Source organism: Streptomyces rectiviolaceus, from assembly GCF_039533825.1.
GTDB lineage: Bacteria > Actinomycetota > Actinomycetes > Streptomycetales > Streptomycetaceae > Streptomyces > Streptomyces rectiviolaceus.
The window spans coordinates 1-23,379 of the sequence record NZ_BAAAUG010000126.1 but is presented as its reverse complement, the minus strand read 5'-3'; the positions used below and the strand labels follow the sequence as shown (position 1 = coordinate 23,379).

Sequence of the window (23,379 nt, the reverse complement as noted above, 5' to 3'; positions counted from 1 at the left end):
GCCCGTTCGGCCGGCGGGTCCTCGGCGTCGGCGCGTTCGGCCGCGTACACACGGACCAGGTCGTGGGGCCGGTAGCGGGGCTGGCCCGCGCGGTCGACGCCGGTGCAGTGCAGGAGCTGGGCGTCGATGAGCTGTTCCACGACGCGGTCGGCCTCGGCCTCCGGCACGTCGAGGAGCGCGGTCACGACCCATGCGGCAACATCGGGCGCGGCAAGCAGCCCGAGGCGGCGCAGGGCGGTGCGGGCGGGGGCGTCCAGCGCGCGGTAGCTCATGCCGAGACCGGCCCGTACCTCGAGGTCGCCGACGGCGAGTTCGTCCAGGCGGTGGTGTTCGTCGGCGAGCCGGTCCGCGAGCATGCGCGCCGTCCAGTGCCTGCGGGTGGCGAGGCGGGCACCGGCGATCCGGATGGCGAGCGGGAGCCCGCCGCACAGTTCGACGATGCGCCGGGCGGCGTCCGGCTCGTCCCTGACGTGCCGCTCCCCCGCGACCCGGCCGAGCAGCTCGGTCCCCGGCCCGGTGTCGAGCACGTCGAGATCGGCGCGGTGGGTGCAGGGCAGGGCGCCGAGGCGGGCCCGTGCGGTGATCAGAACCCCGCAGGTGGCGCTCCCCGGAAGGAGCGGGCGCACCTGGGACTCGCTGGCCGCGTCGTCGAGCACGAGCAGGACACGGCGCCCCGCGACCAGGCTGCGGAAGAGGTCACGCCGCTCGGCGTCCCCGTCGGGCGGATCGGCCCCTAAGGCGTAGAGGAGCCGCCCGAGCACTTCGCCGGGCGCCACGGGGTCGGTGGCGCCCCGCAGTTCGGCGTACAACTGCCCGTCCGGGTAGGCGTCGGCGACCTGGTGTGCCGCCCTGACCCCCAGGGTGGACTTGCCGACGCCGCCGGGTCCGGACAGCACGACGACGGGCATGGCATCGCGGGGCCCCGACAGCGCGGCCCGCACCTCGGCGAGCTGGGCGTCGCGTCCGGTGAAGTCGCCGATGGTGGGCGGCAGGAGGGCTGCCACCGGGACGACGATGGCCTCCCTTGAGCTGGCGGGGTCGGGGGCGTCCGCCGCGCCGGGCAGCAGCGCTTCGTCCGCCCGCAGGATCGCCTCGTGCATCCGCCTGAGGTCGGGGCCGGGATCGATGCCGAGCTCCTCGGCGAGTACGTCGCGGCCCTCCGCGTACACCGTGATCGCGTCGGCCTGGCGTCCCAACCGGTAGAGGGCGAGCATCAGTTGGCCGCGCAGCCGCTCGCGGGTGGGGTGCTTGGCGACCAACGCGGTGAGCTCGGCGACCAGGTCCGTCTCGCGTCCGGTCTGTGCGAGTTCCGCGGCGATCCGCTCCTCAAGGGCCGCTTGCCGCGCCTCTTCCAGCTGGTCGGCCATGGCCCGCAGCGTCTCGCCGATCCCGCCGAGGGCAGGGCCGCGCCAGAGGGAGAGGGCGTCCCCCAACAGCCGGGCGGCCGCGGCGTGATCGCCGTCGGCCGCGGCCTGCCTGCCCTGTACGGCGAGGCGCTCGAACTCGACGCGGTCGACGAGGGTGGCGTCCGCGTGGATCAGATACCCGGGCGGCCGGGTCTCGATGGCGTCGGCGGACAGTGCGCGGCGCAGCGCGGAGACGTACGACTGGATCAGGGAACGGGCCGTGTCCGGGGGCCTGTCGTCCCAGATGGCGTCGATCAGCGCGTCGACGGACACCACGCGTCCCGGCTCCAGGAGCAGCGCCGCGAGCAGCGCACGGGGCTTGGGTCCGCCCAGGGTGAGCCGGCGGCCCGCGCGCCACGCTTCGACGGGGCCGAGCAAGCGGTAGTCGGTGTCCGTGTTCACGCCCGTCTCCATGGGTCCTTGCCCTGTGCCGCCCCCACCGCCCCCGAGCCCCCGAGCTGCTGAGCCCCGGGGCTCCCGATCGGCGGGTCATAGTACGTCTGCCCGCTCTCGACTCGTCTGCACACCAGAGGAATCAGGCCATCCGCCATGCGAACGTGAAGCGGCTTCAGCTGCGCGGAGGAGGGTCGCCGCGGGGAGGAGGGGTGTCACCCGCACCCGGGTCCGGCACGTCCGCACTCGGCTCCGGCGCGTCCGCGGCCGTTTCGCTCGCGCCGGCCGTTTCGCTCGCGTCCACGGGCGGCGCGAGCGGAACGGCGCCGCCGCCCTGGAGGCGCTCCAGATCGGCGGACCGTACCTGGATGACGATCAGGGCGATCAGCGCGGCGACGACGGCGAAGACGGCAGCGGCGATGAACGAGCTGGAGATGCCCGAGGCGAGGACCTCGTCGCCCCAGCGCCCCGGCAGCTCCCCCGTCCTGCGGAACTCCGCCAGCTGCGCCGGGTCCGCCTCCGCCTGGAAGCGGGCGACCTGGTCGGTGGCTTCGTTGCGGCTTGCCGTGCCGAAGACGGTGACGAGGACGGACAGGCCGAGCGAACCGCCCACCTGCTGGGTGGCGTTGAGGATCCCGGAGGCCGCTCCGGCGTTCCGCGGCTCCACACCCGAGACCGCCATCAGCGTCAGGGACACGAACTGCATGCCCATGCCGAAGCCGAAGACCAGCATGGGGCCGAGCAGGCTTCCCGTGTACGTGCTGTCGACATCGGTCAGCGTCAGCCAGCCGAGCCCGACGGCGGCCAGCGTCGCGCCCACCACCATGAAGGGCTTGGGCCCCCACTTGGGCAGTAGCTGCGAGGCCAGCCCCGCGCCCACCGCGATGATCGCGCTCACCGGCAGGAAGGCGAGACCGGCCCGCAGCGGGCTGAAGTTCAGGATGTTCTGCACGAAGATCGTCAGGAAGAAGAACATCCCGAACATGGCCGCGGCCAGGCACAGCATCATGCCGTAGACACCGGCGCGATTGCGGTCGCGGAACATCCACAGGGGCGTGATGGGCTGCTTCGAACGGCGCTCGACGGTGAGGAACAGGCCGAGGAGGAGGACGGCCGCCGCGAAGGCCGCGATGGTCACGCTGTCGCTCCAGCCGTCCTCGGAGGCACGGATGAAGCCGTAGACGAGCAGCACCATGCCCACCGTGGAGGTGAGCGCGCCGAGGATGTCGAAGTGCCCCGGGTGCCGCTCGGACTCACGGATGTAGCGGGGCGTGGCGAAGGCGATGAGCAGGCCGATGGGGATGTTCACATACAGCACCCAGCGCCAGTCGAGCCACTCCACGAGCAGCCCGCCGGCGAGCAGTCCGATCGCGCTGCCGCCCGCCGAGACGGCGGCGAACACTCCGAACGCCCTGTTCCGCTCGGGTCCTTCGCGGAAGGTCGTGGTGATCAGCGCGAGTGCGGTGGGCGAGGCGATGGCGCCGCCGACACCCTGCAGCGACCGAGCGGCGAGCAACTGCCAGGATTCCTGGGAGAGTCCGCCGAGCAGCGAGGCGAACACGAAGAGCAGGACGCCGAACATGAAGACTCTGCGGCGCCCGAGGATGTCGCCGAGGCGTCCGCCGAGCAGCAGCAGACCGCCGAAGGTCAGCGTGTAGGCGTTGATCACCCAGGACAGGGTCTCGGTGGAGAAGCCGAGCGAGGTCTGGATGTGCGGCAGGGCGATGTTCACGATGGTGATGTCGAGGACCACCATCAGCTGGCACGAGGCGATGACGAGGAGTGCGATACCGCTGCCGCTGCCCCGCTTCGGGGAGGCGGCAGGCTCTGAGGGTGTCGTCCGAGAGCCCGTCATGGGATTGCCGGCGTGTCAGGCAGGCAGTGAACGGAGGCGTTCACCGCTCTCCCAGGCTAAGCCCGGCCGCCCGGCCCCGCCATTCGTTCGCGAGGCAGGGCCGCGCCCCTTCCGGTCCAGGTGGACGCCGCCGGGGAACGCTCCGGCGGGCGTCCGATCGCGGAGTGGAAAGACCTCGTCCGTTCCTCGCCGCTGACCAAGCAACGTGAGCCGCCACTAGCGGCTCGGCGCGGAGCTCCCCCTCGCGCGGCGCCGGGCGAGCCGGTGGAAGGCCTTCTGCGCGCGCCCCGGCGCGGGCAGCGCGCCGGCCACCGCGTCGGCAAGGAGCGTGGTGACCGTCTCGGCGGCGCAGGTGCGATTGGCGCCGATGCCGCCGCTGGGGCCCCGCTTGATCCAGCCCACGACGTAGGTCCCTGGCCGCCCGGCCACCCGGCCGCCCTCGTGCGGCACGGTGCCGGTGGTCTCGTCGAAGGGCAGCCCGGCGACCGGCACCCCGCGGTAGCCGATCGCGCGCAGCACCATGTCCGTCCGTATCGTCCGCTCCCCCGACGCCTCGACGACACGCACGCCCTGGACGGCTTCCTCGCCGACCATCTCCACCGGGGCGGAGTGGAAGCGCAGCACGATGCGCCGCCCGGGAGCGGGCGCCTGTGCCCAGTCGATCCGGTCACGGGTGACGCCTCGCAGGAGGGCCGCCCTGCCCTTCGGGTCGGCCTTCGGATCGGTCTCGTCGATGGCCGGCGCGGTCCGCGGGTCGTGGTCGTCGACGACCAGCTCCAGGCCCGGAACATGCTTGAGGGCGAGCAGTTCGGACTTGGTGTACGCGGCGTCCTCGGGACCCCGCCTCCCGAGCAGGACCACTTCGCGCACCTTGCCGGCGCGCAGCGCCTGCAGCGCGTGGTCGGCGATGTCCGTGCGGGCGAGGCTGTCGGGGTCGGCGAGCAGGATCCGGGCGACGTCGAGGGCGACGTTGCCGTTGCCGACGACGACCACGCGCTCGCTCGACAGGTCGATCGCGTCCGGCGCCGCGTCCGGATGGCCGTTGTACCAGGCGACGAAGTCCCTCGCCGAGATGCTGCCGGGCAGCTCCTCGCCCGGGACTGCCAGCGTGCGGTCGGCCGACGCACCCACGGCGTAGATGACGGCGTCGTGGTGGGCGGCAAGCTCCTGCGCGGTGACGTCGGCGCCCACGTCGAGCCCGAGGTGCATCCGCACCCGCGGATGCGTGTGGAACCGCGCGAAGGTGTCACCCACCTTCCTCGTCGCGGGATGGTCAGGTGCCACGCCGAAGCGTACGAGTCCACCGGTCACCGGCAGCCGGTCGATCAGCGTCACTTCGGCGCTGGTGTGCAGGAGCAGGTCCTGGACCGCGTACATCCCGGCGGGTCCGGTGCCGACGACGGCGACCTTGAGCGGCGCGAAGTCCGACGGCAGGACGCGCGGGAAGACCGGCTCGTCCCAGGCGTGGAAGTTCGGCCCGTCCGGGGCCGGTTCGAGCGTCTGGTCCGCGTAGTACGCCGCGTTGATCGTCGCGTACTCCTGCTGTGCGACGGGCAGGCTGTCCACCGGGAAGATCGCGTCGACCGGGCAGGCGTCGGCGCAGGCGCCGCAGTCGATGCAGGTCGCCGGGTCGATGTGCAGCATCTCCGTGCTGCCGAACGCCCGCTCCTGCGGCGTCGGGTGGATGCAGTTGACCGGGCACACGGCGACGCACGTGGCGTCGCTGCAGCAGGTCTGGGTGATGGCGTAGGTCATGTCGTCGGCTCGACTCGCTCGGCTCGGAACGGCTCAGATTCGGAACGGCTCAGATGAGGTGGGCGCGCTTGTAGAAGGCCAGTGCCGGCTTGGTGAGCAGGCGGGAGGAGGCCAGGAACTCCATCAGTCCCGAACAGCTGGACCGCATCATGGACTTGTGGTGCTCGTTGTCCTTCGCCTCGGCGAGGGCGCGCTTCTCGTCGAGCCCGGCGTTCGCGTACACCTTGGGGTTCACCATGCTGGTGACGATGTAGTACGACGCGATGGCGACGACGAACGCGTTGATCTGGCGGCGCACCCGGCCCGCCCCGGAGAGGCGCTTGCTCGTCTGGTCGCGGGCGAACTTCATGTGCCGCGATTCCTCGACGACGTGGATGTTGTTGATCGTGCGGACGAACGGCACGACGCGCTCGTCCCGCATCCAGTCGCGCTGCATGACGTCGAGCACCTCTTCGGCGACGAGGATCGCGGCGTACGCCGCCTCGCCGAAGGCCACCGTCTTGAACATCCGGCCGAGTTCCACCGCGAACCGCTTGGGCCGGTAGGCGGGCGCGCCCAGCTTCTGGGCACCTCGGGCGAACATGATCGAGTGCCGGCACTCCTCGGCGATCTCGGTGAGGGCCCATTGCACTTCGGCGCTGGTCGGGTCCTTCGTGTACACGTCGCGGAGCACCATTTGCTGGAGGATCATCTCGAACCAGATGCCCGTGCTGGCCACCGACGCGGCTTCCTGCCGCGTCAGTTCCTTGCGCTGGGCGTCGGTGAGCTCCTGCCAGTACGGCGTGCCGTACAGGGAGCACCATTCCGGGCTCGCGCCGTGGAAGTCCCGGTCGAGAGGGGTGTCCCAGTCCACTTCGGTGGCCGGGTCGTAGGCCAACACGGCGGCCGATTCGAGCAACCGCCGGGCCACGTCGTCTTCTTCGGGGTGGTCCTGCGATGTCGGCCGAACAGTGCTGCTTGCCATGCTGCGGCTCCTTGACTCTGATGCGTACGTTCTCTTGTTCGCTCAGGCAACGGGCCGCGGCGTGCCGTCCCACAACGCGCCGCGGCCCGCTTGTTAGACGGAATGTATAACAAGGATTCCGGGAGGCCTACCCCCGAGTAAGAACTGAATCGGCGGACGCGACCGCGGCAGGCATTGCGGACAACTGGCGTCAAAGCGAGCACATTTGAGGCATGCAAGTTCTTGCACGTGGCGTCGACAGCGCCTCTCCCGACCCGTCGGCGCCCCACGCACAGGGCTCACCCAGCACACGGGACACCAGGGCCACACCCAGTGCCAGTAGTTGAAATCTCTTGCAGAAAGTATTGACGCGTACATGTGTGGGCGGCAGGCTCCGACTCGGAATCCCCCCACGGCAGCCTCCCCCACGAGCAGCTGCCCTTCTCTGGGCACAGCTGTGCCCGTCCCGAAGGAGCCGCACCATGCAGCACCGTTCCCGCCTGCTGGGCGCGACATCGGCCGGCGTCCTGGCCGCGGCCGGCCTCGCGACGTTCGCGCCCTGGCAGTCGCAGGCGACACCGCCCGGCGACAAGACCGTCACCGCGACCATGTTCGAGCGGCAGTTCGCGGACGTGGGCAAGGCGTGCACCGACCAGCTGGGCCCGGCGGGCTACGGCTATGTCCAGGTGTCGCCCGCCTCCGAGCACATCAAGGGCGACCAGTGGTGGACCTCGTACCAGCCCGTCAGTTACAAGATCGCGGGCCGTCTCGGCGACCGCGCCGCCTTCAAGAGCATGGTCGACGTCTGCCACCAGGCGGGCGTCAAGGTCATCGCGGACGCCGTCATCAACCACATGGCGGCCGGCTCGGGAACGGGCACCGGCGGCACGCAGTACGGCAAGTACGACTACCCCGGCTACTTCCGGGACGCGGACTTCCACGCCTGCCGTACGAGCATCAACGACTACACCAACCGTGACAACGTCCAGAACTGCGAACTGGTGGGCCTGGCCGACCTCGACACGGGCAGCGACGCCGTGCGCGGCACCATCGCCGCCTACCTCGACGACCTGCGCTCACTGGGCGTGGACGGCTTCCGCATCGATGCCGCCAAGCACATGGCGGCCGACGACGTCGCCGCCATCAAGGGCAAGATGAGCGACCCCAGGTTCTGGGTGTCGGAGGTCATCCACGGAGGCGGCGAGGCCGTCCAGCCCGACGAGTACACCGGCGTCGGGGACGTCGACGAGTTCCGCTACGGCGGGCACCTCAAGAGCGCCTTCCAGGGCGGGAACATCGCGCAGCTGAAGTCGGTCGCGGACGGCAAACTGGGCAGCGGCTCGGCCCGTACGTTCGTCGACAACTGGGACACCGAGCGCAACGGCTCGACGCTCACCTACAAGGACGGCGCGACCTACGCCCTGGCCAACGTCTTCATGCTCGCGTCCCCCTACGGCTCGCCGAACGTGTACTCCGGCTACGAGTGGTCCGAGAAGGACGCGGGCCCGCCCAGCGGCGCGGACGGCTGGACGAACACGCACACCCAGCAGGCGATCACCGGCCTGGTCGGTTTCCGCAACGAGGTGGGCGCCGCCGAGTTGACCGACTGGTGGGACAACGGCGGCAGCGCCCTCGCCTTCGGCCGCGGCGACAAGGGGTTCGTCGCACTCAACAACGGCGACGGCGAACTGACCCAGACCTTCGCGACGTCGCTGCCCGGCGGCACGTACTGCAATGTCGCCAAGGCGACCCCGGACAGCTGCGACGGCAACACGGTCACCGTCGGGGACGACGGGAAGATCGAGACCACCCTGCCCGCGCGCGGCGCCCTTGCGCTGCACACCGGGGCGAAGGCGGGCTGACCGGCGCCACGCCGCGCCCGCCCCTAGACCAGACGGAACACCGGATGACGTACCGACTCGGCGGCGAACTCCTCGTCCGTCGAGTCGCCCGTCACGTCGAAGTAGGCACGGGTGACGGGCACTTCACGCCAGTACTGGCGAAGGACGGGCACACTCTCCTCGGGACCGAGCTCGGCCACGCGCACGCTCTGTGACTTGCCGCCCCTGCTGAGCTCGATCTCCCCGGCCGCACGGGCGTTGCGCACCCAGTTGCTCACGCCGTAGGCGCCGACGACCCAGCGCTCGCCCCCGGCTGACATCACGTCGACCGGCGTGGAGAACAGGCGGCCCGTCTTCCTGCCGCGCACGGTCAGGATGTACCGGTAGTCCTTACCGATCCCGAACCGGGTCATCGTCCGGAACACGCCGTTGATCATGCGCGTACCGAAACCGATGCGATACGTCTTCGCCATCAGCCTTCTTCCTGTCGAGCGACCGGCGGTTACCGCGCGGCCAGCAACTGGGCCGCGCCCTGCCGGGCTTGGCGCGCCGGTTCGGGCGATCCCGAGATGGCGGCCGCGGTCATGGCCCCCTCCGCGAGCAGGACCAACGGGCCGACAGTCTGCCCCGATTCGCCCGCCGCGGCCACAAGTCCCGCCATGTAGTCGTGGAAGGCGCTCTTGTGCGCCCGGACGGTGACGGCCACCGCCGGGTCGACGGCGCCGAGTTCGCCGAACGAGTTGATGAAGGCGCAGCCCCGGAAGTCCGGCTCGGAGAACCACTCGTACAGCCAGTCGTAGACCGCGAGGACGCGCTCCACCCCGCCCGGCCCGCTCTCCGCGTACTCGGCGAGCCGGGTACGCCAGCGGAGGTCGCGGCGCTCGAGGCAGGCGACGAGCAGCTCCGATTTCGAGGGGTAGAGCTGATAGAGCCGCTTGAGCGAGACCCCCGAGGCCGCACGCACCTGGTCCATGCCCACGGCCTGGATGCCGCGCCCGTAGAAGAGCTCCTCGGCGGCGTCGAGAAGCCTGACTTCCGCTTCGGCGCGATCCATGAGAGCTCCAGGGATGAGGATGAGGACCAGAGGGCAGAGAACGATCGTTCTCTGACACTACTACGACCCTGGGCACGCCCGCACCATTGCGCGAGAACGATCGTTCTCCTATCGTGGGCACCCTCACCGGAGAACGATCGTTCTCGCGGTTGCGACCTTCAGGAGAGAGCCATGACCACACGACCCCCAGTCCCTCCGTTCACCCTGGAGACCGCGGCCGAGAAGGTCCGCCTCGCCGAGGACGGCTGGAACTCCCGCGATCCCGAGAAGGTGGCCCTCGCCTACAGCAAGGACTCCCGCTGGCGGAACCGCGCGGAGTTCGTGACCGGCCGTGACGCGATCGTCGCCTTCCTGTCCCGCAAGTGGGACCGGGAGCTCGACTACCGCCTCATCAAGGAACTGTGGGCGCACGACGGCAACCGCATCGCGGTGCGCTTCGCCTACGAATGGCACGACGACTCCGGCCACTGGTACCGCTCGTACGGCAACGAGAACTGGGAGTTCGACGACGACGGCCTGATGCGCGTGCGGCACGCCTGCATCAACGACCTGCCCATCCAGGAGTCCGACCGCAAGTACCACTGGCCGCTCGGCCGCCGCCCCGACGACCACCCCGGCCTCAGCGACCTGGGCCTGTGACGCCGGACCAGCGCCTCAGGAGCAGGGGCAGCAGCACGCACTGCGCGGCGACGAGGATCCAGAACAGACCGGCGCCGCCCATGCGTTCGGCCAGCTGGTAGCCCTCGCCCCCGGCGACTCCGCTGGCGAAGGCGCCGATTCCGGCCGCGAGCCGTTGGTGGCCGAAGACGACGGCGGGTGCGCGGGGCGACCGGGCGAGGGCTTCGAGGTCGTTCTTGAAGAAGAGGACGATCTCTCCGAGGCAGACGAGCAGGGCTCCGGCCAGGATCGCGGCGTGGTCGCCGACGGCGAGCGTGGCCATGCCCGCGGCCATCGCGCCGAAGCCGAACCACAGCGCTCGGGCGTAGGGCAGGCGCGCGATCCAGTCCGAGAGCAGGGGTTGCGCGATGACGAGCAGGAGGGCGTAGAGCGCGAGGACCAGGCCGTAGTACGTCGTCGATGTGCGGGGCACCGCGTACAGCGCGAGGTAGTGCTGGAAGAACATGAAGACGTACAGGCTCAGCACGGTGGTCGCGAAGGGCAGCACGGCGAGACCGGCGAACGCCCTTTCCCGGTGCGCGGGTTGTCCCGGTCCAGCCCCGGTGTTCCGGCCGTGGTCGGGGCTCTCCGTGGGCAGCAGGGCATGGCCCAGGGTGATCGTCGCGAACAGTGCGGTGACCGCGGTGAAGAGCCCGGCCGAAGCGCTGAGGACGAAGGGCGCCGCCGCCAGCGGGCCCAGGGCGATGCCCGCGTTCAGCGCCGAGCCGCTCGCGGACAGGAGCAGGGGGCGCTGCTCCTCATCGACCTCGTGTATCAAGTAGGCCTTGTTCGCGGGCAGATAGAGGGCGGCGCCGACGGACACCAGGAAGAGGGCGAAGACGGCGGCGGCCGGGTGGCGAAGGCCGGGCAGGAAGCAGGCGAACCCCGCCGTGCGGATCACCAGGGCGAGCAGCATCGTGCGCCGAAGGCCGATGCGCTCGGCGATCGCGCCGCCCACCACCCCGCCGGAGAACTGCACCAGCGAGGCGACGGCGAGCACGACGCCGACCGTGCCGAGCCCCACGCCGAGCCGCTCGTGGAGCAGCACCGACATGAAGGGCAGGACGGCGAAGCTGCCCAGCGGGATCAGGAACGACCCGGCAAGCAGAAAGCGTTGCGGCCCGGTGAGCCGCGCGAGCCCCGATCGCAGGCGCCCTCGCGGCTTCCCCGGCGGCGTCACTCCGTGGCGTCGGCGGCGACGAGCGGCCGTATGCTCCCGGCCGCGCTGAGCGCACGGTGCAGGGCGAGTTCCGCGGTCGCGCCCTCGGCCAGGACGATGCCGGTGCAGCCGCGCTGATCACTCACGTGCTCCAGGCGGTCGCCGGGGGCCGCGGTGGGATACCACTCGGGCGAGCCGGGGAAGGCGGCGAGGCCGTCCACTCCTGTCCATCCGGTGAGGGTGCCGGGCCGGTGGGGGTAGACGAGGACGAATCCCGTGGCGGGGCCCGTGGCCGCCGGTGCGTCGAGCAGGGCGGGGCGCAGGCCGAGCGCCACGGCGACCATCGCGTCGTACACATTGGTGCGCAGGGCGCGGCACAGTGCTTCGCCGACGAGCGCGCCGCCGATGCGCCGGTTGATCTCGACCAGCTCCGGCCCTTCGGTGGTGAGGACGAACTCGACGTGCGCGAAGCCCGCGTCGTGGCCCGCCGTCTCCAGGACGCGCCCCACCCAGTCCTGGATCAGGGCGAGTTGCGGTTCCAGCAGGGCGACGGGGAAGGCGGCGGCCTCCTCGCGGACGGACGGCTCGGGGGACATCTGGCGGCTGAGCACGCCCAGAAGCTTCGTCTCACCCGCCCAGCTGAGCGTCTCCGCGCTGTAGACGGGACCGGCGAAGAAGGGCTCCGCGAACAGCCGCCCCGAGAACGGGAGTCGGGAGGCTTCACGGAGAGCGGCGTGCAGCTGCCGCTCGTCGCGGACCAGCCAGACGTTGCGCGACGAGGTGCCCGCCGAGTCCTTGAGGACCGCCGGCAGGCCGACCTCCCGGAGTACCTCGTCGGCCGCCGCGGGCTCGGCCGGGATCGTGAGCGCGGGGCCGCGGCTCAGGTTCTGTTCGTGGAGGAGGTTGCGTACCCGCGACTTGTCCCGCAGCAGTCGGACCGCGGCCGGGCCGGGCCCGTGCAGGCCGAGTTCGGCGGCCAGGTCCGCGCCCGGCACGCTCCAGGTGTCGGTCGAGTTGATGAGCCCCTTCAGGCCGGGAACCGCGGCCAGGGCCATGGCGGAGGCTGCCACGTCGCGGGTGTCCACGTCGACGATGTCGAGCGCTCCCGGTTCGATGCGGTCAAGTTCGTGCCGGTACACGGCTCGGTCGCCCGTGAGCAGGCAGAGACGGTGCCCGGCGTCACCGGCCGCCTCCACCAGGCGTCCGAGGCCGAAGGTGAGTGCTTCCAGGGCGGCGATCGTCACGATGCCTTCCCCTCCTTCTCGTGTTGCTTCGTGCGTACGTCGTAGCTGCGCCGGTTCCACTCCATCGCCGACCACGGCAGCGCGAGGTCGGCCAGGTCCGTGATCTGGTGCGGCTTGAGGGTGCGCGGGTCGAGCGCTTCCTGGTGACGGGAGAAGACCCTTTCCGTGTAGCGGTGACCCGTGTCCGCACCGATCACCAGGTGCGTCCGGTCCGGGTTGCGGGCCGCTTCCCAGGCCGCGACGAGATGGGCCGCTCCGGTGGAGAGGCCCGCAAACACCGCGTGGGCGCGCAGCAGGTCGACGGCCCCCGCCATGGCGTGCCGGAAGTCGACCCAGTGGAGGGTGTCGTACAGGTCGTGGCGGACGTTGTCGAAAGGGATCGAGCTGCCGATCCCGGCGATGATCGCCTCGGGATCGCTGAAGTCCTCGCTGCCGAAGGTGACGCTGCCGAAAGGCTGTAGCCCCAACAGCCGTACCTCACGGCCGCGTTGGCGCAGGGGCTTGACGAGTCCGCCGGTGGAGGCGCCGGTGCCGACGGCGCCGACCACGGTCAGCGGGGTGTCGGGCAGCGCGGCGTCGACCAGGTCCGCGAACTCCTCGTAACCGGCGTAGTGGACGCCGTCGTGGTACTGGCGCATCCAGTGCACGTCGGTGCGTTCCACGAGAAGTTGGCGTACGCGACGCACCCGCCGCTCCTGGTCGAGTCGCAGGCTGTCCGATGGCGGCATCTGGTCCACCGTGGCGCCGAGGATCTCCAACTGGGCCCGCATCGCGGCGTCGACGGTGGTGGAGGCGACGATGTGGCAGCCGAGTCCGTAGCGGTGACAGGCCATGGCGAGGGCGAGCGCGTAGATGCCGCTGGAGCTGTCGACGAGGGTCTGGCCGGGGCGCACGGTGCCGCGCTCCATGAGGGTGCGGACCGCGCCGAGGGCCGCGTACACCTTCATCGTCTCGAAGCGCGCGAGGACGACGTTGTGGGAGAGCCGCAGCAGGTCGGGGGCCTTCATCGCGTCGGTGATGTGACCGTGGACGGTGGCCGCGGGGGCCGCTGCCGTACGCATGGAGGTCAAGGGGGTCAAGGAGGTCACCGCCCCACCGACCGGAGGTAGCCGCCCAGGTCCTCGGCGCCCTTGACGTTGCGCGGGCCGCTCACGGCGTCGCCGTAGGACATGACGAAGAAGCGGCTCTCCTTCACTGCCGGGACCGACTGCAGGCTGGGGAGCGACTTCAGGTAGGCGATCTTCTCCTTGGCGGGCTGATCGGCGTAGTCGATGATGACGATGACCTCTGGCTTCGCCTTGATCACGGGCTCCCAACCCACCGTCGTCCAGCCCTTGTTGAGGCCGTCGAAGACGTTGGTGCCACCGGCGGCCTTGATGATGTCGTTCGGTGCGGCATGGCGTCCGGCGGTGAAGGGCTGGTCGGTGCCCGAGTCGTAGACGAAGACCTTGGCCGGGTCGCCCTTCTCGGGCCAGGTCTTCTTCAGGGCGGTGACGCGCCCCTTGAGGTCGGTGACGACCTTCTCGGCCCGCTTCTCCACGCCGAAGATCCGGCCCAGGTTGTCCAGGTCCGTGTAGAGCGCCTCGAGCGGAGTGACGTCGACGCTCTTGTCGCCGTAGTCCCAGCACGTCTCGGTGTGCAGATAGCTGGCGGACCCGACTTTCTCCAGGAGGGCGGGCGTGATGCCACGCTCCTCGCTGAAGCCCGAGTTCCACCCGGCGAAGACGAAGTCGGCCTTGGCGTCGACCACGATCTCCCGGGTGATGCGCTCGGTGCCGAGGCGTTCCACGTCGGCGTAGTCCTCGCGCCAGGGCGAGCCCTTGATGGAGGGGTCGCCGAGCTTGTTCATGACGTAGCCGCGCATCCGGTCGGCGAGGCCGAGGGAGAACATCTTCTCGGCGCCGCTGACGTCGTAGGCCACCGGACGCTTCGGAGCGGTGTACGTGACGTCCTCGCCGCAGTTGGAGACGGTGACCGTCTCCGCCTTGCTCTTCGCCGTCGGCTCGACATCGGCGCCGCAGCCGGTGGTCAGGAGCCCGGTCGTCAGGAGTGCGGCGGCCGCCAGGGCGCGGGGCAGCGGTGGTCGGATCATGAGCGCGGTCCTTCTGATAGGGCGTCCAGGGCTTCGGCGGGTGCCGGTGTGCCGGCGGGGGCGAGGTCGTAGACGAGTTGGGGCGTCCCGGTGCGCGGGTGGTGCACGACGGTGGCGTCGACGCCGAACACCTTGCGGATCAGCTCGGGGTTCAGGACCTCGGCCGGGCTGCCCGTGGCGACCAGGGAGCCGGAGCTCAGGACGGCGATGCTGTCGCAGGCGGCAGCGGCCAGATTGAGGTCGTGGAGGGCCGTGAGCACGGTGAGTCCCGATCCCCGCAGGAAGGAGAGGAGCTCCACCTGGTGCCGGATGTCCAGATGGTTGGTGGGCTCGTCGAGGACCAGGATGCGGGGTTCCTGGACGAGGGCGCGCGCCACGAGCACGCGCTGCCGCTCGCCGCCGGAGAGGGTGAGCACGCTGCGGTCCGCGAGATGGGTGACGTCGAGGCGGTCCATCGCCTGGCGGCACAGGGACCGTTCGCGTGCGGTGAGGGGCTGGTTGCCGCGTGCGTGCGGGGCGCGGCCGAGTGCCACGACCTCCTCGACGGTGAAGTCGAGTTCGGTGTGGCTCTCCTGGGTGAGCGCGGCGATCGACCGGGCACTGTCGCGCAGCTTGAGGGAGGCGAGGTCCGCGCCGTCCAGGAGCACGGCTCCCGACGTCGGCTTCAGCGCGCGGTAGACGCAGCGCAGGGCGGTGGACTTGCCGCTGCCGTTCGGGCCGACGATCCCGACGATCCGCCCGGCAGCCACCTCGATGTTCAACCGGTCGACCAGGGCACGCCCCGCGGCCTCGACCGAGAGTTCCCGCAGTACGAGGGTCATCTACCGCCCTCCGAACAGATAGCCGCGGCGGCGCATCAGCACGATGAACACCGGTACGCCGATGAGCGCGGTGATGACCCCGAGCGGCAGTTCCTCGGGGGCGAACGCGGTACGGGCGACGAGGTCGACCCAGACCAGGAAGCAGGCCCCGGCGAGCGGTGCGACGGCGAGGACCCGGCGGTGCGTGGAGCCGACGAGGATGCGCACGACATGCGGCAGGACAAGGCCGACGAAACCGATCGCGCCGCTCACCGCGACGATGAGGCCGGTGACGGCCGCGGTGAGCAGGAACAGCCTGCGCCGCAGTGCCTCCGCGTCCACGCCCAGGCTCGCCGCGGTCTCGTCCCCCAGCGAAAGCACGTCGAGCGACCGGCTCTGGCGCAGCAGCACCACGACCGTCACCAGGACGGCTCCGGCCGCCAGGGGCAGCGACTCCCAGGACGCCGAGCCGAGACTGCCGAGCAGCCAGAACAGCACGGTGCGCGCGGCCTGGCCGTTCGGCGAGAGGAAGACGAGCACGCTCATCAGCGCCTGGAACCCGTACGCCAGCGCGACGCCGGTGAGGACGAGGCGCAACGGCGTCAGGCCGAGCGGACCGCGCGCGGCCAGATACACGAGGACGGTGGCCCCGAGCGCTCCGAGGAACGCGGCGGCGGACAGGGCGTAGACGCCCAGGCCCGCGAAGACCCCGAACACCACGACCGCGGTGGCTCCGACCGACGCGCCGGAGGAGATGCCGAGGACGAACGGGTCGGCGAGGGCGTTGCGCACCAGCGCCTGGATGGCGACGCCGACGACAGCGAGCCCGGCACCGACCACGGCGGCGAGCAGCACCCGTGGGGTGCGCACGTGCCAGACGATGGAGTAGCCGCTCACCTCGTCCGCCCCGATGCTGCCACCGGTGAGGGCGGCGGTGAGGAAACGCACGACGTCCCCGAGCGGCACGACGGTCGGCCCGAGCGCGATCCCGGCAAGCACGGAGATGACCAGCGTCACGGAGAGCACGGTCAGCGTGGTCAGGAGCCTGCCGCGGCCTGCCTTGCCCGCCGACGGGTCATCAGGGACTGCCTGCGGGGAGGCGGTCCCGGTTGTGGCCTCGGTCATGAAGTCCCTTCGCCCATCGGACAGTTCGCAGCGGTGCGGCCGCTCCTGCGCGGTGCGGCACGTTCCAGTAGTCGGCGGTCGGTGCCGCCGAGTTCCCGGAGATTCACGAACTGCCCAGGTCACTGCCCGGGCTTGGTTCCTCGCACGATCAGGCGCCGCGCGTGCTGGTCGTAGGGTTCGCCGTCGAAGCCTCCGTAGCACTCCACGTCAGTGAACCCGGCGTCCTCGAAGAGGGCGCGCAGCTCGGCCGCGCTGTAGAGGAAGGAGGTGATCGAGGCCTCGCGCGCGATCCCGCCGCGCACGAGCGTCCAGTCGGTCCGCAGCCGCGTCCAGCTGTCAAGGACGGTGTCGCGCTGCACCACGTAGGCGCCGTCGAGTTCGACGATCTGAGGGCGGCCGATCCAGCCCGCGAGCACCTCTTTGCCCATCACGTCGATGAGCAGCTGCCCGCCCGGCACCAGCGAGTCACGGGCGTTGCGCAGAACCTGGAAGTTGTCCCGCGGGTCGTCGAAGTAGCCGAAGGAGGTGAAGACGTTGAGCACCACGTCGTACGAGTCCGGCTCGACGTGGGTCAGCATGTCGGCCCGGACCAGGCGGACATCGGCCGCGGCGTCCTCGCACACGACGCGGGCCCGCTTCAGCAGCTCCGCGCTGAGGTCCACGCCCGTGACCGTGTAGCCGCGGCGCACCAGCGGCACCAGGTACAGGCCGGGCCCGCAGCACAGGTCCAGTACGCGGCTGCCCGCCGGGAACGCGAGCAGCGGCGAGCGCGCGACGACCTCCGCCGTCTGAGCCCGCCGCCGCTCGGAGAACATCGTCTCGGAGAAGTCGGACCAGAATCCGTCGTCCTCGTACCAGTGCATGCTGCCGCAACCTCGATCCAGTGGGCCGTACGTGACGTGCTCACCAGTGGTCGGTTGCGGAACGCTGCTGGTTCCCGGTCAGCCCCGGGCATTGAGGTGGGCCGAAGTGGGCTATGACGGGGTATGCCCACCGCGAGGACGCACTCGCCGCGATCGCCGAGGCCGGTACCGGCTGCCTGCCGGTACCGCTCGACGGGACCAGTCGCCGTCGCGAACATGCGCAAGCTGCTGATGAGCGACGAGCCCCGGGGAACTTCGGCCGGACTAGGCGCCGCTCGCCTTGAGCATGTCCTCACGCTCGACGATCTTCACGCGCTCCCGCTCCTCCGCCTCGCCAAGGGCCTTCTCCGCGGCGTCGAGGCGGTACCAGCCGTCCCACGTGGTGAAGCGGACGTTCCGCTCGCCCAGGAAAGCTTCCACGGCCGCGGGATCGGGGGCCGTGGGCGTGTGCAGACGGGCGTTCGCGTGGTCGTCAAGGAGGCTGGCGACCGTCTCGTTGGCGTCGCCCTTGGTGTGGCCGATCAGGCCCACAGGACCGCGGCGGATCCAGCCGGTGACGTACGTCGACTGCAGGTGCTCGCCGGTCTCCTCGATGACCCGGCCTCCCTTGTCCGGCACCGTGCCCGACGCGAGGTCCCAGGGCAGCTTGGGCAGTTCGTCGGAGAGGTAGCCCACCGCGCGGTAGACGGCGCCGAGGTCCCAGTCCTTGAACTCGCCGGTTCCCTTGACGTTGCCGGTGCCGTCGAGGGCGGTGCGCTCGGTGCGCAGGCCGACGACCTGGCCGTCCTCGCCGAGGATCTCGGTCGGCGACTCGAAGAAGTGCAGGAACAGCTTGTGCGGCCGGTCCCCGGCATCGCGGATGGCCCAGTTCTCCAGCGTCTTGGCCACCATGTCGGCCTGCTTGTTGCCGCGCCGGGTCGCGATCGAGCCGTCGTCGTAGTCGATGTCCTCGGGGTCGACGATGACCTCGATGTTCGGGGAGTGATCGAGCTCCCGCAGCTCCATCGGGCTGAACTTGGCCTGCGCGGGGCCGCGGCGGCCGAAGACGTGGACCTCCCGCGCCTTGTTGGCCTTGAGTCCCTCGTGGACGTTCGGCGGGATCTCGGTCGACAGGAGCTCTTCCGCGGTCTTGGCCAGGATGCGCGCCACGTCGAGCGCCACATTGCCGACGCCGAGGACGGCGACCTTCTCCGCGTCGAGCGGCCAGGTGCGCGGCACGTCCGGGTGGCCGTCGTACCAGGAGACGAAGTCCGCGGCGCCGTACGAGCCGTCGAGGTCGATGCCGGGGATGTCGAGTGCCCGGTCGGCCGTCGCGCCGGTGGAGAAGATCACCGCGTCGTAGAAGCTGCGCAGGTCGTCCAGGTCGATGTCCTGCGGGTAGTCGACGTTGCCGAAGAAACGGATCTGGGGCTTGTCGAGAACCTGGTGCAGGGCCGTGACGATGCCCTTGATCCGGGGGTGGTCGGGGGCGACGCCGTAGCGGATGAGGCCGAAGGGTGCGGGCATCCGCTCGAAGAGGTCGATCGACACACCGGGCTCGACCGCCACTGCGGATTTCAGCAGCGCGTCGGCGGCGTAGATGCCGGCCGGACCGGCTCCGACAACGGCTACCCGCAGAGGGCGAGACATGATCAGGTTTCCCTTCGAGCGAAGACATGGGGCTCGTCGGGAAGCCTAAACTAAGGCAATCCTAAGTTAGTACTCGGGCTGGACCTATGACCTCATAAGGCCAGCTTATGGGGTCGCGTAGGAAAGGTTTGATCCCTGCCGGGCGAGCGGGCAGGTCAGCGGCGCATTCGCCGTGCCGTCCGGCGCTCGGAGATACGAGCGGGGCGCGAGGGAACTCCAGCAGACGACGCGTCGTTGTCAACTCACCGAGCTCACCCATGAGTTGGAGCCGAGCTCGACCACGCGTCGGAGCCGAGCTCGACCGGCGCGCCGAGTCCGTCGCGCTGTCGAGTTGTGTCGAGTTGTCGCGTCGCCCAGTCCGCAGACTCCCATCCCCGCTCTTCGCAGACTCCCATCCCCGCTCTTCACGGAGGCCCGGAACCATGACCCGGAATCACCGGAACCACCCCCAGCCGTCCAGACGCACCGTCCTCGGCGGCGCCACCCTCGCGGCCCTCGCGGTGGCGACCGGCGCCGGACCGGCCGGCGCCGCCACTGCCACGCGGGGCGCCACGTGGCCGACCGAGTTCCCGCTCCCCGACGGCTTCCTCCCCGAGGGAATCGCCATCGGCAGCAAGCCGTACGCGTACATGGGGTCGCGCGCCAACGGCGCCATCTACCGCACCGACCTGCGCACCGGCCGGGGCGAGGTCTTCTTCGAGGGTGCCACCGGCATGGTGGCGGTCGGCCTGAAGCTGGACGACGACGGCCTGCTCTACATCGCCGGGAACACCGGAGTCGCACGGGTCCTGGACACCCGCAGCGGCAAGCTGGTGTCCACGTACCGGCTGACGGAGGCGGCCGGACACTTCATCAATGACGTCACCCTGCTCGGCGACCGCGCCTGGTTCACCGACTCGCGCGACGGCGTGCTCTACGGAGTGCCGCGCGGCCGCGAGGGCAAGGTGCGCGCGCTGCCGCTCGGTGGCGACTGGGTGCAGACACCGGACGTGATCAACGCCAACGGCATCGTCGGCACCCCCGACGGCCGGGGGCTGATCGTCGTGAGCAGCTCGCCGGGCAAGCTCTACCGCGTACACCTCAAGACCGGGCACGCCACCGAGATCAGGCTGGCCGGAGCGGACAACGTGGTCAACGGCGACGGCCTCCTGCGCATCGGCCGCACTCTGTACGTCGTGCAGAACCGGCTGAACCTCATCAGCGTGTTCGACCTCGACGCCAAGGGCGGCACCGCCACGCTGCGCCGCACGATCACCGACCCCCGCTTCGACGTCCCCACCACCGCGGCCCGCTGGGGCGATCGCCTCTATCTCGTCAACGCCCGCTTCACCAGCCCACAGGAGCCCGGGACGACGTTCAACGCCGTCGCCGTCTCCCTCTGACTCCCCTCCGAACCCCCGCTGAATCCCCTCTGGAGCGAGGGCAGGCGGCACCCATTGCAAGATCAAAGGTGGCATCGGGTTAGCATATGAGCGCCGCCTAGCTCGAAAGATAAACCTGTGACTGTCAATGACGACTCGTTCACCAATTGGAAGCACCGCGAGGAGATCGCGGAGTCGATGATCCCGATCATCGGGAAGCTGCACCGGGAGCGGGACGTCACCGTCCTGCTCCACAGCCGCTCCTTGGTGAACAAGTCGGTGGTCAGCCTCCTGAAGACCCACCGATTCGCCCGGCAGATAGCCGGTGAGGAACTCTCCGTCACCGAGACGCTGCCGTTCCTGCAGGCCCTCACCACGCTCGATCTCGGCCCTTCGCAGATCGACCTCGGCCTGCTCGCGGAGGCGTACAGGACCGACGACCGCGGTCTGTCGGTCGCGGAGTTCACCGCCGAGGCCGTCGCCGGTGCCACGGGCGAGAACAAGATCGAGAGCCGCGAGGGACGCGACGTCGTCCTCTACGGCTTCGGCCGCATCGGCCGCCTCGTCGCCCGCCTGCTCATCGAGAAGGCCGGCTCCGGCAACGGTCTGCGCCTGCGGGCCGTCGTCGTCCGCCAGGGCGGCGAGCAGGACATCGTGAAGCGCGCCTCACTGCTGCGCCGTGACTCCATCCACGGCCAGTTCCAGGGCACGATCACCGTCGACGAGGCGAACAGCACGATCATCGCCAACGGCAACGAGATCAAGGTGATCTACGCCAACGACCCCTCCGAGGTCGACTACACGGCGTACGGCATCAAGGACGCCATCCTCATCGACAACACCGGCAAGTGGCGCGACCGCGAGGGGCTCTCCAAGCACCTGCGCCCCGGTATCGACAAGGTCGTCCTGACGGCGCCGGGCAAGGGCGACGTCCCGAACATCGTGCACGGCGTCAACCACGACATGATCAAGCCGGACGAGCAGATCCTGTCCTGCGCCTCCTGCACCACGAACGCGATCGTCCCGCCCCTGAAGGCCATGGACGACGAGTACGGGGTGCTGCGCGGCCACGTGGAGACCGTCCACTCGTTCACCAACGACCAGAACCTCCTGGACAACTACCACAAGGCCGACCGCCGCGGCCGCTCAGCGCCGCTGAACATGGTGATCACCGAGACCGGCGCCGCCTCCGCCGTCGCCAAGGCGCTGCCCGACCTGAAGGCGCCGATCACCGGCAGCTCGATCCGCGTCCCCGTCCCGGACGTCTCGATCGCCATCCTGAGCCTGCGTCTGGGCCGCGAGACCACCCGCGAGGAGGTCCTGGACCACCTCCGCGACGTCTCGCTGCACTCGCCGCTGAAGCGCCAGATCGACTTCACGACCGCCCCCGACGCCGTCTCCATGGACTTCGTCGGCTCGCGCCACGCCTCGATCGTCGACGCCGGCGCCACCAAGGTCGACGGCGACAACGCGATCCTCTACCTCTGGTACGACAACGAGTTCGGCTACTCGTGCCAGGTGATCCGCGTCGTCCAGCACGTCTCCGGGGTGGAGTACCCGACGTACCCGGTGCCGGTGGTCTGATCCCGGCAAGGAGGCGGGGGCTGTCGGGTGCCGGTCGGCATCCGACGGCCCCCGCCTCCGTCGTTCCTCACCGCTCACCCTCCGAGCAGCCTGCGGGCGCCGAGGGCGAGCGAGATCTCCACCAGATCGCCGACCCGGGTGAGGCTGCGGCCGGTCAACTGCTCCACACGCCGCAGCCGGTTGAGGACGGTGTTGCGGTGGCAGTAGAGGCGGGTGCCCGCACGCTGCGCGGAGCCGTCGGTCTCCATCCAGACGACGAGCGTGTCGAGGAGAAGGTCCCGGTCGGCGGGGTCGAGGGAGCACAGCGGACCGAGGACACGCTCGGCGAGCGCCTCCGCGAGCTCGGGCGACGAGACGACGAGAGCGTCGGGCAGACGTTCGTCCAGGAGCACGGTGCCGCCGCTGCGGGGGCAGGCGCGCAGCGCCGTGTCGGCGAGGCGGCGGGCGTGCGGGACGGCGGCGAGACCCTCCACGGGTGAGCCGATGCCGGCGCGGGCCCCGGCCGGCAGGGCGAGACCGGCGCCGAGCGCGGACAGTTCGGCCGCCGGGCCGCCGTCGTCGCCGCCGACCTGCACCAGGGCGTACTGGACCCCGGGAGCGCAGTGGCGCAGCGTCCGCGTCCCCGCCGGCAGGGTGAGGCGGCTGTCCTCCCCGGCCAGGGCGATCACCGCGTACCACCCGTCCTCGGGCAGCCCCAGGACGTCGGCCGCGGTGGGCAGGTCGGTGAGGCGGGCGCTTCCGTCCAGGAGACTCGCGGTCAGCAGCCGCAGCCGGTTCTCGTGCTGCCAGGCCATGCGGCGCTCGGTGCGGCGGTAGGCGTCGGCGACCACGCCGCAGTGCTCGTCGACGAAGTTCCATACATCCGTGGCGACATGGATGAGCAGCCCCATGTCGTCGGGGTTGCCGCGCGAGACCTCCTCGACCAGGCCCTGCCACACCATCGCCCCGCCGAGCCGGAAGGCGTGCAGCAACGCGTCGAGCGGCAGACCCCGTTCGGCGCGCACCCCGGCGATCTGCATGGACGTACGGTGTGCGGCCTCCCTGGTCTGGGCGGGCTGGAGGAGCGAGGTGACGCTGTACCGCAGTGAGCGGTGCACCTCCTGCCACACCTCGGTGGGGCGGGCCTCGATGTCCGCCCGGTAGGCGGGCTCCTGCTCGCGCAATTCCGCGACGAGCCGGTCGGTCATCCCGGCCAGGTCTCTCAGCAGGGCGCGGGCGGCACGGTGCAGCACGGCGACGGCCTCGGCGTCGAGGAGGGAGCGCGAGCCCGGTGCGAGCGGGGTGATGGCGGGCACTTCGTGCAGGGGCCCGACCCGTGACCGCAGGACGTGTGGCATGGGGCCTCCACGGGAGTGTGCTCACTGCCGGATCTTCCTGACGCCCGAAGAATGGCATACCGCCCAGTCGGTACCTAGAGGCGTGCGGCATTCTCCTCATCACGGTCCGGCAACCCTCCGTCGCCGGCGAGCAGCCGCGACAGCTCGACGCGGGAGCGTACGCCCAGCGCGGCGAAGACATTGCGCAGGTGGTGGTCGACGGTGCGGTGGCTCACCGACAGGCGCACTGCCACCTCGCGGTTGGTGGCGCCCTCCGCCACATGCCGGGCGATGCGCTGCTG

At 70.6% G+C, this 23,379-nt stretch carries 20 protein-coding genes; 4 read left to right on the top strand and 16 right to left on the bottom strand.

Annotated features, from left to right (window positions below):
* From ABD378_RS31195 to ABD378_RS31180, 4 genes are all read right to left on the bottom strand, one after another.
* Nucleotides 1-1,808, bottom strand: a 1,808-nt coding sequence (locus ABD378_RS31195; RefSeq protein ID WP_344526285.1) for an AfsR/SARP family transcriptional regulator, incomplete at its 3' end; no start/stop codon positions are given.
* Nucleotides 1,809-1,974: 166 nt separating this feature from the next.
* Complete coding sequence (locus tag ABD378_RS31190; RefSeq protein ID WP_344526283.1) at nucleotides 1,975-3,654, bottom strand: MFS transporter; 1,680 nt, start codon at nucleotides 3,652-3,654, stop codon at nucleotides 1,975-1,977.
* 216 nt (nucleotides 3,655-3,870) lie between these two features.
* The gene (locus tag ABD378_RS31185; RefSeq protein ID WP_344526281.1) at nucleotides 3,871-5,409 is read right to left on the bottom strand and encodes an FAD-dependent oxidoreductase; all 1,539 of its coding nucleotides are present in this window, start codon (nucleotides 5,407-5,409) and stop codon (nucleotides 3,871-3,873) included.
* A gap of 49 nt (nucleotides 5,410-5,458) precedes the next feature.
* Nucleotides 5,459-6,373, bottom strand: a complete 915-nt coding sequence (locus tag ABD378_RS31180; protein ID WP_344526279.1) for an AurF N-oxygenase family protein — start codon at nucleotides 6,371-6,373, stop codon at nucleotides 5,459-5,461.
* Nucleotides 6,374-6,834: 461 nt separating this feature from the next.
* Between ABD378_RS31180 and ABD378_RS31175 the strand changes: the two genes are divergently transcribed.
* On the top strand, nucleotides 6,835-8,214 hold the full coding sequence (locus ABD378_RS31175; protein ID WP_344526277.1) for an alpha-amylase: 1,380 nt from the start codon (nucleotides 6,835-6,837) through the stop codon (nucleotides 8,212-8,214).
* 23 nt (nucleotides 8,215-8,237) lie between these two features.
* Here the strand turns inward: ABD378_RS31175 and ABD378_RS31170 are convergent, their stop codons facing one another.
* Together ABD378_RS31170 and ABD378_RS31165 are read right to left on the bottom strand one after the other, a co-directional pair.
* Nucleotides 8,238-8,666 (bottom strand): nitroreductase/quinone reductase family protein, encoded by a 429-nt coding sequence (locus ABD378_RS31170; RefSeq protein WP_344526275.1) that lies wholly within the window; start codon nucleotides 8,664-8,666, stop codon nucleotides 8,238-8,240.
* A gap of 29 nt (nucleotides 8,667-8,695) precedes the next feature.
* Nucleotides 8,696-9,247: a TetR/AcrR family transcriptional regulator gene (locus ABD378_RS31165; protein WP_344526273.1), complete on the bottom strand. Its 552-nt coding sequence runs from the start codon at nucleotides 9,245-9,247 to the stop codon at nucleotides 8,696-8,698.
* Nucleotides 9,248-9,418: 171 nt separating this feature from the next.
* Here ABD378_RS31165 and ABD378_RS31160 point away from each other — a divergent pair, with 171 nt between their 5' ends.
* Nucleotides 9,419-9,886, top strand: coding sequence for a nuclear transport factor 2 family protein (locus ABD378_RS31160; RefSeq protein ID WP_344526271.1), 468 nt, complete (start codon nucleotides 9,419-9,421; stop codon nucleotides 9,884-9,886).
* Here the strand turns inward: ABD378_RS31160 and ABD378_RS31155 are convergent.
* From ABD378_RS31155 to ABD378_RS31120, 8 genes are all read right to left on the bottom strand, one after another.
* The gene (locus tag ABD378_RS31155; protein ID WP_344526270.1) at nucleotides 9,867-11,084 is read right to left on the bottom strand and encodes an MFS transporter; all 1,218 of its coding nucleotides are present in this window, start codon (nucleotides 11,082-11,084) and stop codon (nucleotides 9,867-9,869) included. The two genes, ABD378_RS31160 and ABD378_RS31155, sit on opposite strands and share 20 nt — an antisense overlap.
* On the bottom strand, nucleotides 11,081-12,307 hold the full coding sequence (locus ABD378_RS31150; protein WP_344526268.1) for an ATP-grasp domain-containing protein: 1,227 nt from the start codon (nucleotides 12,305-12,307) through the stop codon (nucleotides 11,081-11,083). Before ABD378_RS31150 ends, ABD378_RS31155 begins: the two co-directional genes overlap by 4 nt.
* The gene (locus tag ABD378_RS31145) at nucleotides 12,304-13,368 is read right to left on the bottom strand and encodes a pyridoxal-phosphate dependent enzyme (RefSeq protein WP_344526266.1); all 1,065 of its coding nucleotides are present in this window, start codon (nucleotides 13,366-13,368) and stop codon (nucleotides 12,304-12,306) included. Before ABD378_RS31145 ends, ABD378_RS31150 begins: the two co-directional genes overlap by 4 nt.
* A gap of 23 nt (nucleotides 13,369-13,391) precedes the next feature.
* Entirely contained in the window at nucleotides 13,392-14,399 is a 1,008-nt protein-coding gene (locus ABD378_RS31140) for an ABC transporter substrate-binding protein (RefSeq protein WP_344526264.1), read from the bottom strand.
* Nucleotides 14,396-15,220, bottom strand: coding sequence for an ABC transporter ATP-binding protein (locus ABD378_RS31135; protein WP_344526262.1), 825 nt, complete (start codon nucleotides 15,218-15,220; stop codon nucleotides 14,396-14,398). Before ABD378_RS31135 ends, ABD378_RS31140 begins: the two co-directional genes overlap by 4 nt.
* A complete protein-coding gene (locus ABD378_RS31130) occupies nucleotides 15,221-16,240 on the bottom strand; it encodes a FecCD family ABC transporter permease (protein WP_386546918.1) in 1,020 nt (339 codons plus the stop codon).
* Nucleotides 16,241-16,443: 203 nt separating this feature from the next.
* On the bottom strand, nucleotides 16,444-17,187 hold the full coding sequence (locus ABD378_RS31125) for a class I SAM-dependent methyltransferase (protein ID WP_344526258.1): 744 nt from the start codon (nucleotides 17,185-17,187) through the stop codon (nucleotides 16,444-16,446).
* Between the two features lie 264 nt (nucleotides 17,188-17,451).
* Nucleotides 17,452-18,816: an FAD-dependent oxidoreductase gene (locus tag ABD378_RS31120; protein ID WP_344526256.1), complete on the bottom strand. Its 1,365-nt coding sequence runs from the start codon at nucleotides 18,814-18,816 to the stop codon at nucleotides 17,452-17,454.
* A gap of 422 nt (nucleotides 18,817-19,238) precedes the next feature.
* Here ABD378_RS31120 and ABD378_RS31115 point away from each other — a divergent pair, with 422 nt between their 5' ends.
* Nucleotides 19,239-20,198: an SMP-30/gluconolactonase/LRE family protein gene (locus tag ABD378_RS31115; RefSeq protein ID WP_344526254.1), complete on the top strand. Its 960-nt coding sequence runs from the start codon at nucleotides 19,239-19,241 to the stop codon at nucleotides 20,196-20,198.
* A gap of 117 nt (nucleotides 20,199-20,315) precedes the next feature.
* Nucleotides 20,316-21,761, top strand: coding sequence for a glyceraldehyde-3-phosphate dehydrogenase (locus tag ABD378_RS31110; protein ID WP_344526252.1), 1,446 nt, complete (start codon nucleotides 20,316-20,318; stop codon nucleotides 21,759-21,761).
* A 74-nt stretch (nucleotides 21,762-21,835) separates the two neighbouring features.
* Here the strand turns inward: ABD378_RS31110 and ABD378_RS31105 are convergent, their stop codons facing one another.
* Together ABD378_RS31105 and ABD378_RS31100 are read right to left on the bottom strand one after the other, a co-directional pair.
* A complete protein-coding gene (locus tag ABD378_RS31105; RefSeq protein ID WP_344526250.1) occupies nucleotides 21,836-23,098 on the bottom strand; it encodes a PucR family transcriptional regulator in 1,263 nt (420 codons plus the stop codon).
* A 74-nt stretch (nucleotides 23,099-23,172) separates the two neighbouring features.
* The coding region (locus ABD378_RS31100) for a helix-turn-helix domain-containing protein (RefSeq protein WP_344526247.1) at nucleotides 23,173-23,379 on the bottom strand (207 nt) is incomplete at its 5' end.

Coding starts and splice junctions, on each gene's coding strand:
- ABD378_RS31185 (WP_344526281.1), bottom strand. CDS start 5,409: ATGACCTACGCCATCACCCAGACCTGCTGCAGCGACGCCACGTGCGTC.
- ABD378_RS31105 (WP_344526250.1), bottom strand. CDS start 23,098: ATGCCACACGTCCTGCGGTCACGGGTCGGGCCCCTGCACGAAGTGCCC.
- ABD378_RS31180 (WP_344526279.1), bottom strand. CDS start 6,373: ATGGCAAGCAGCACTGTTCGGCCGACATCGCAGGACCACCCCGAAGAA.
- ABD378_RS31120 (WP_344526256.1), bottom strand. CDS start 18,816: ATGTCTCGCCCTCTGCGGGTAGCCGTTGTCGGAGCCGGTCCGGCCGGC.
- ABD378_RS31140 (WP_344526264.1), bottom strand. CDS start 14,399: ATGATCCGACCACCGCTGCCCCGCGCCCTGGCGGCCGCCGCACTCCTG.
- ABD378_RS31145 (WP_344526266.1), bottom strand. CDS start 13,368: ATGCGTACGGCAGCGGCCCCCGCGGCCACCGTCCACGGTCACATCACC.
- ABD378_RS31165 (WP_344526273.1), bottom strand. CDS start 9,247: ATGGATCGCGCCGAAGCGGAAGTCAGGCTTCTCGACGCCGCCGAGGAG.
- ABD378_RS31190 (WP_344526283.1), bottom strand. CDS start 3,654: ATGACGGGCTCTCGGACGACACCCTCAGAGCCTGCCGCCTCCCCGAAG.
- ABD378_RS31135 (WP_344526262.1), bottom strand. CDS start 15,220: ATGACCCTCGTACTGCGGGAACTCTCGGTCGAGGCCGCGGGGCGTGCC.
- ABD378_RS31175 (WP_344526277.1), top strand. CDS start 6,835: ATGCAGCACCGTTCCCGCCTGCTGGGCGCGACATCGGCCGGCGTCCTG.
- ABD378_RS31125 (WP_344526258.1), bottom strand. CDS start 17,187: ATGCACTGGTACGAGGACGACGGATTCTGGTCCGACTTCTCCGAGACG.
- ABD378_RS31160 (WP_344526271.1), top strand. CDS start 9,419: ATGACCACACGACCCCCAGTCCCTCCGTTCACCCTGGAGACCGCGGCC.
- ABD378_RS31170 (WP_344526275.1), bottom strand. CDS start 8,666: ATGGCGAAGACGTATCGCATCGGTTTCGGTACGCGCATGATCAACGGC.
- ABD378_RS31115 (WP_344526254.1), top strand. CDS start 19,239: ATGACCCGGAATCACCGGAACCACCCCCAGCCGTCCAGACGCACCGTC.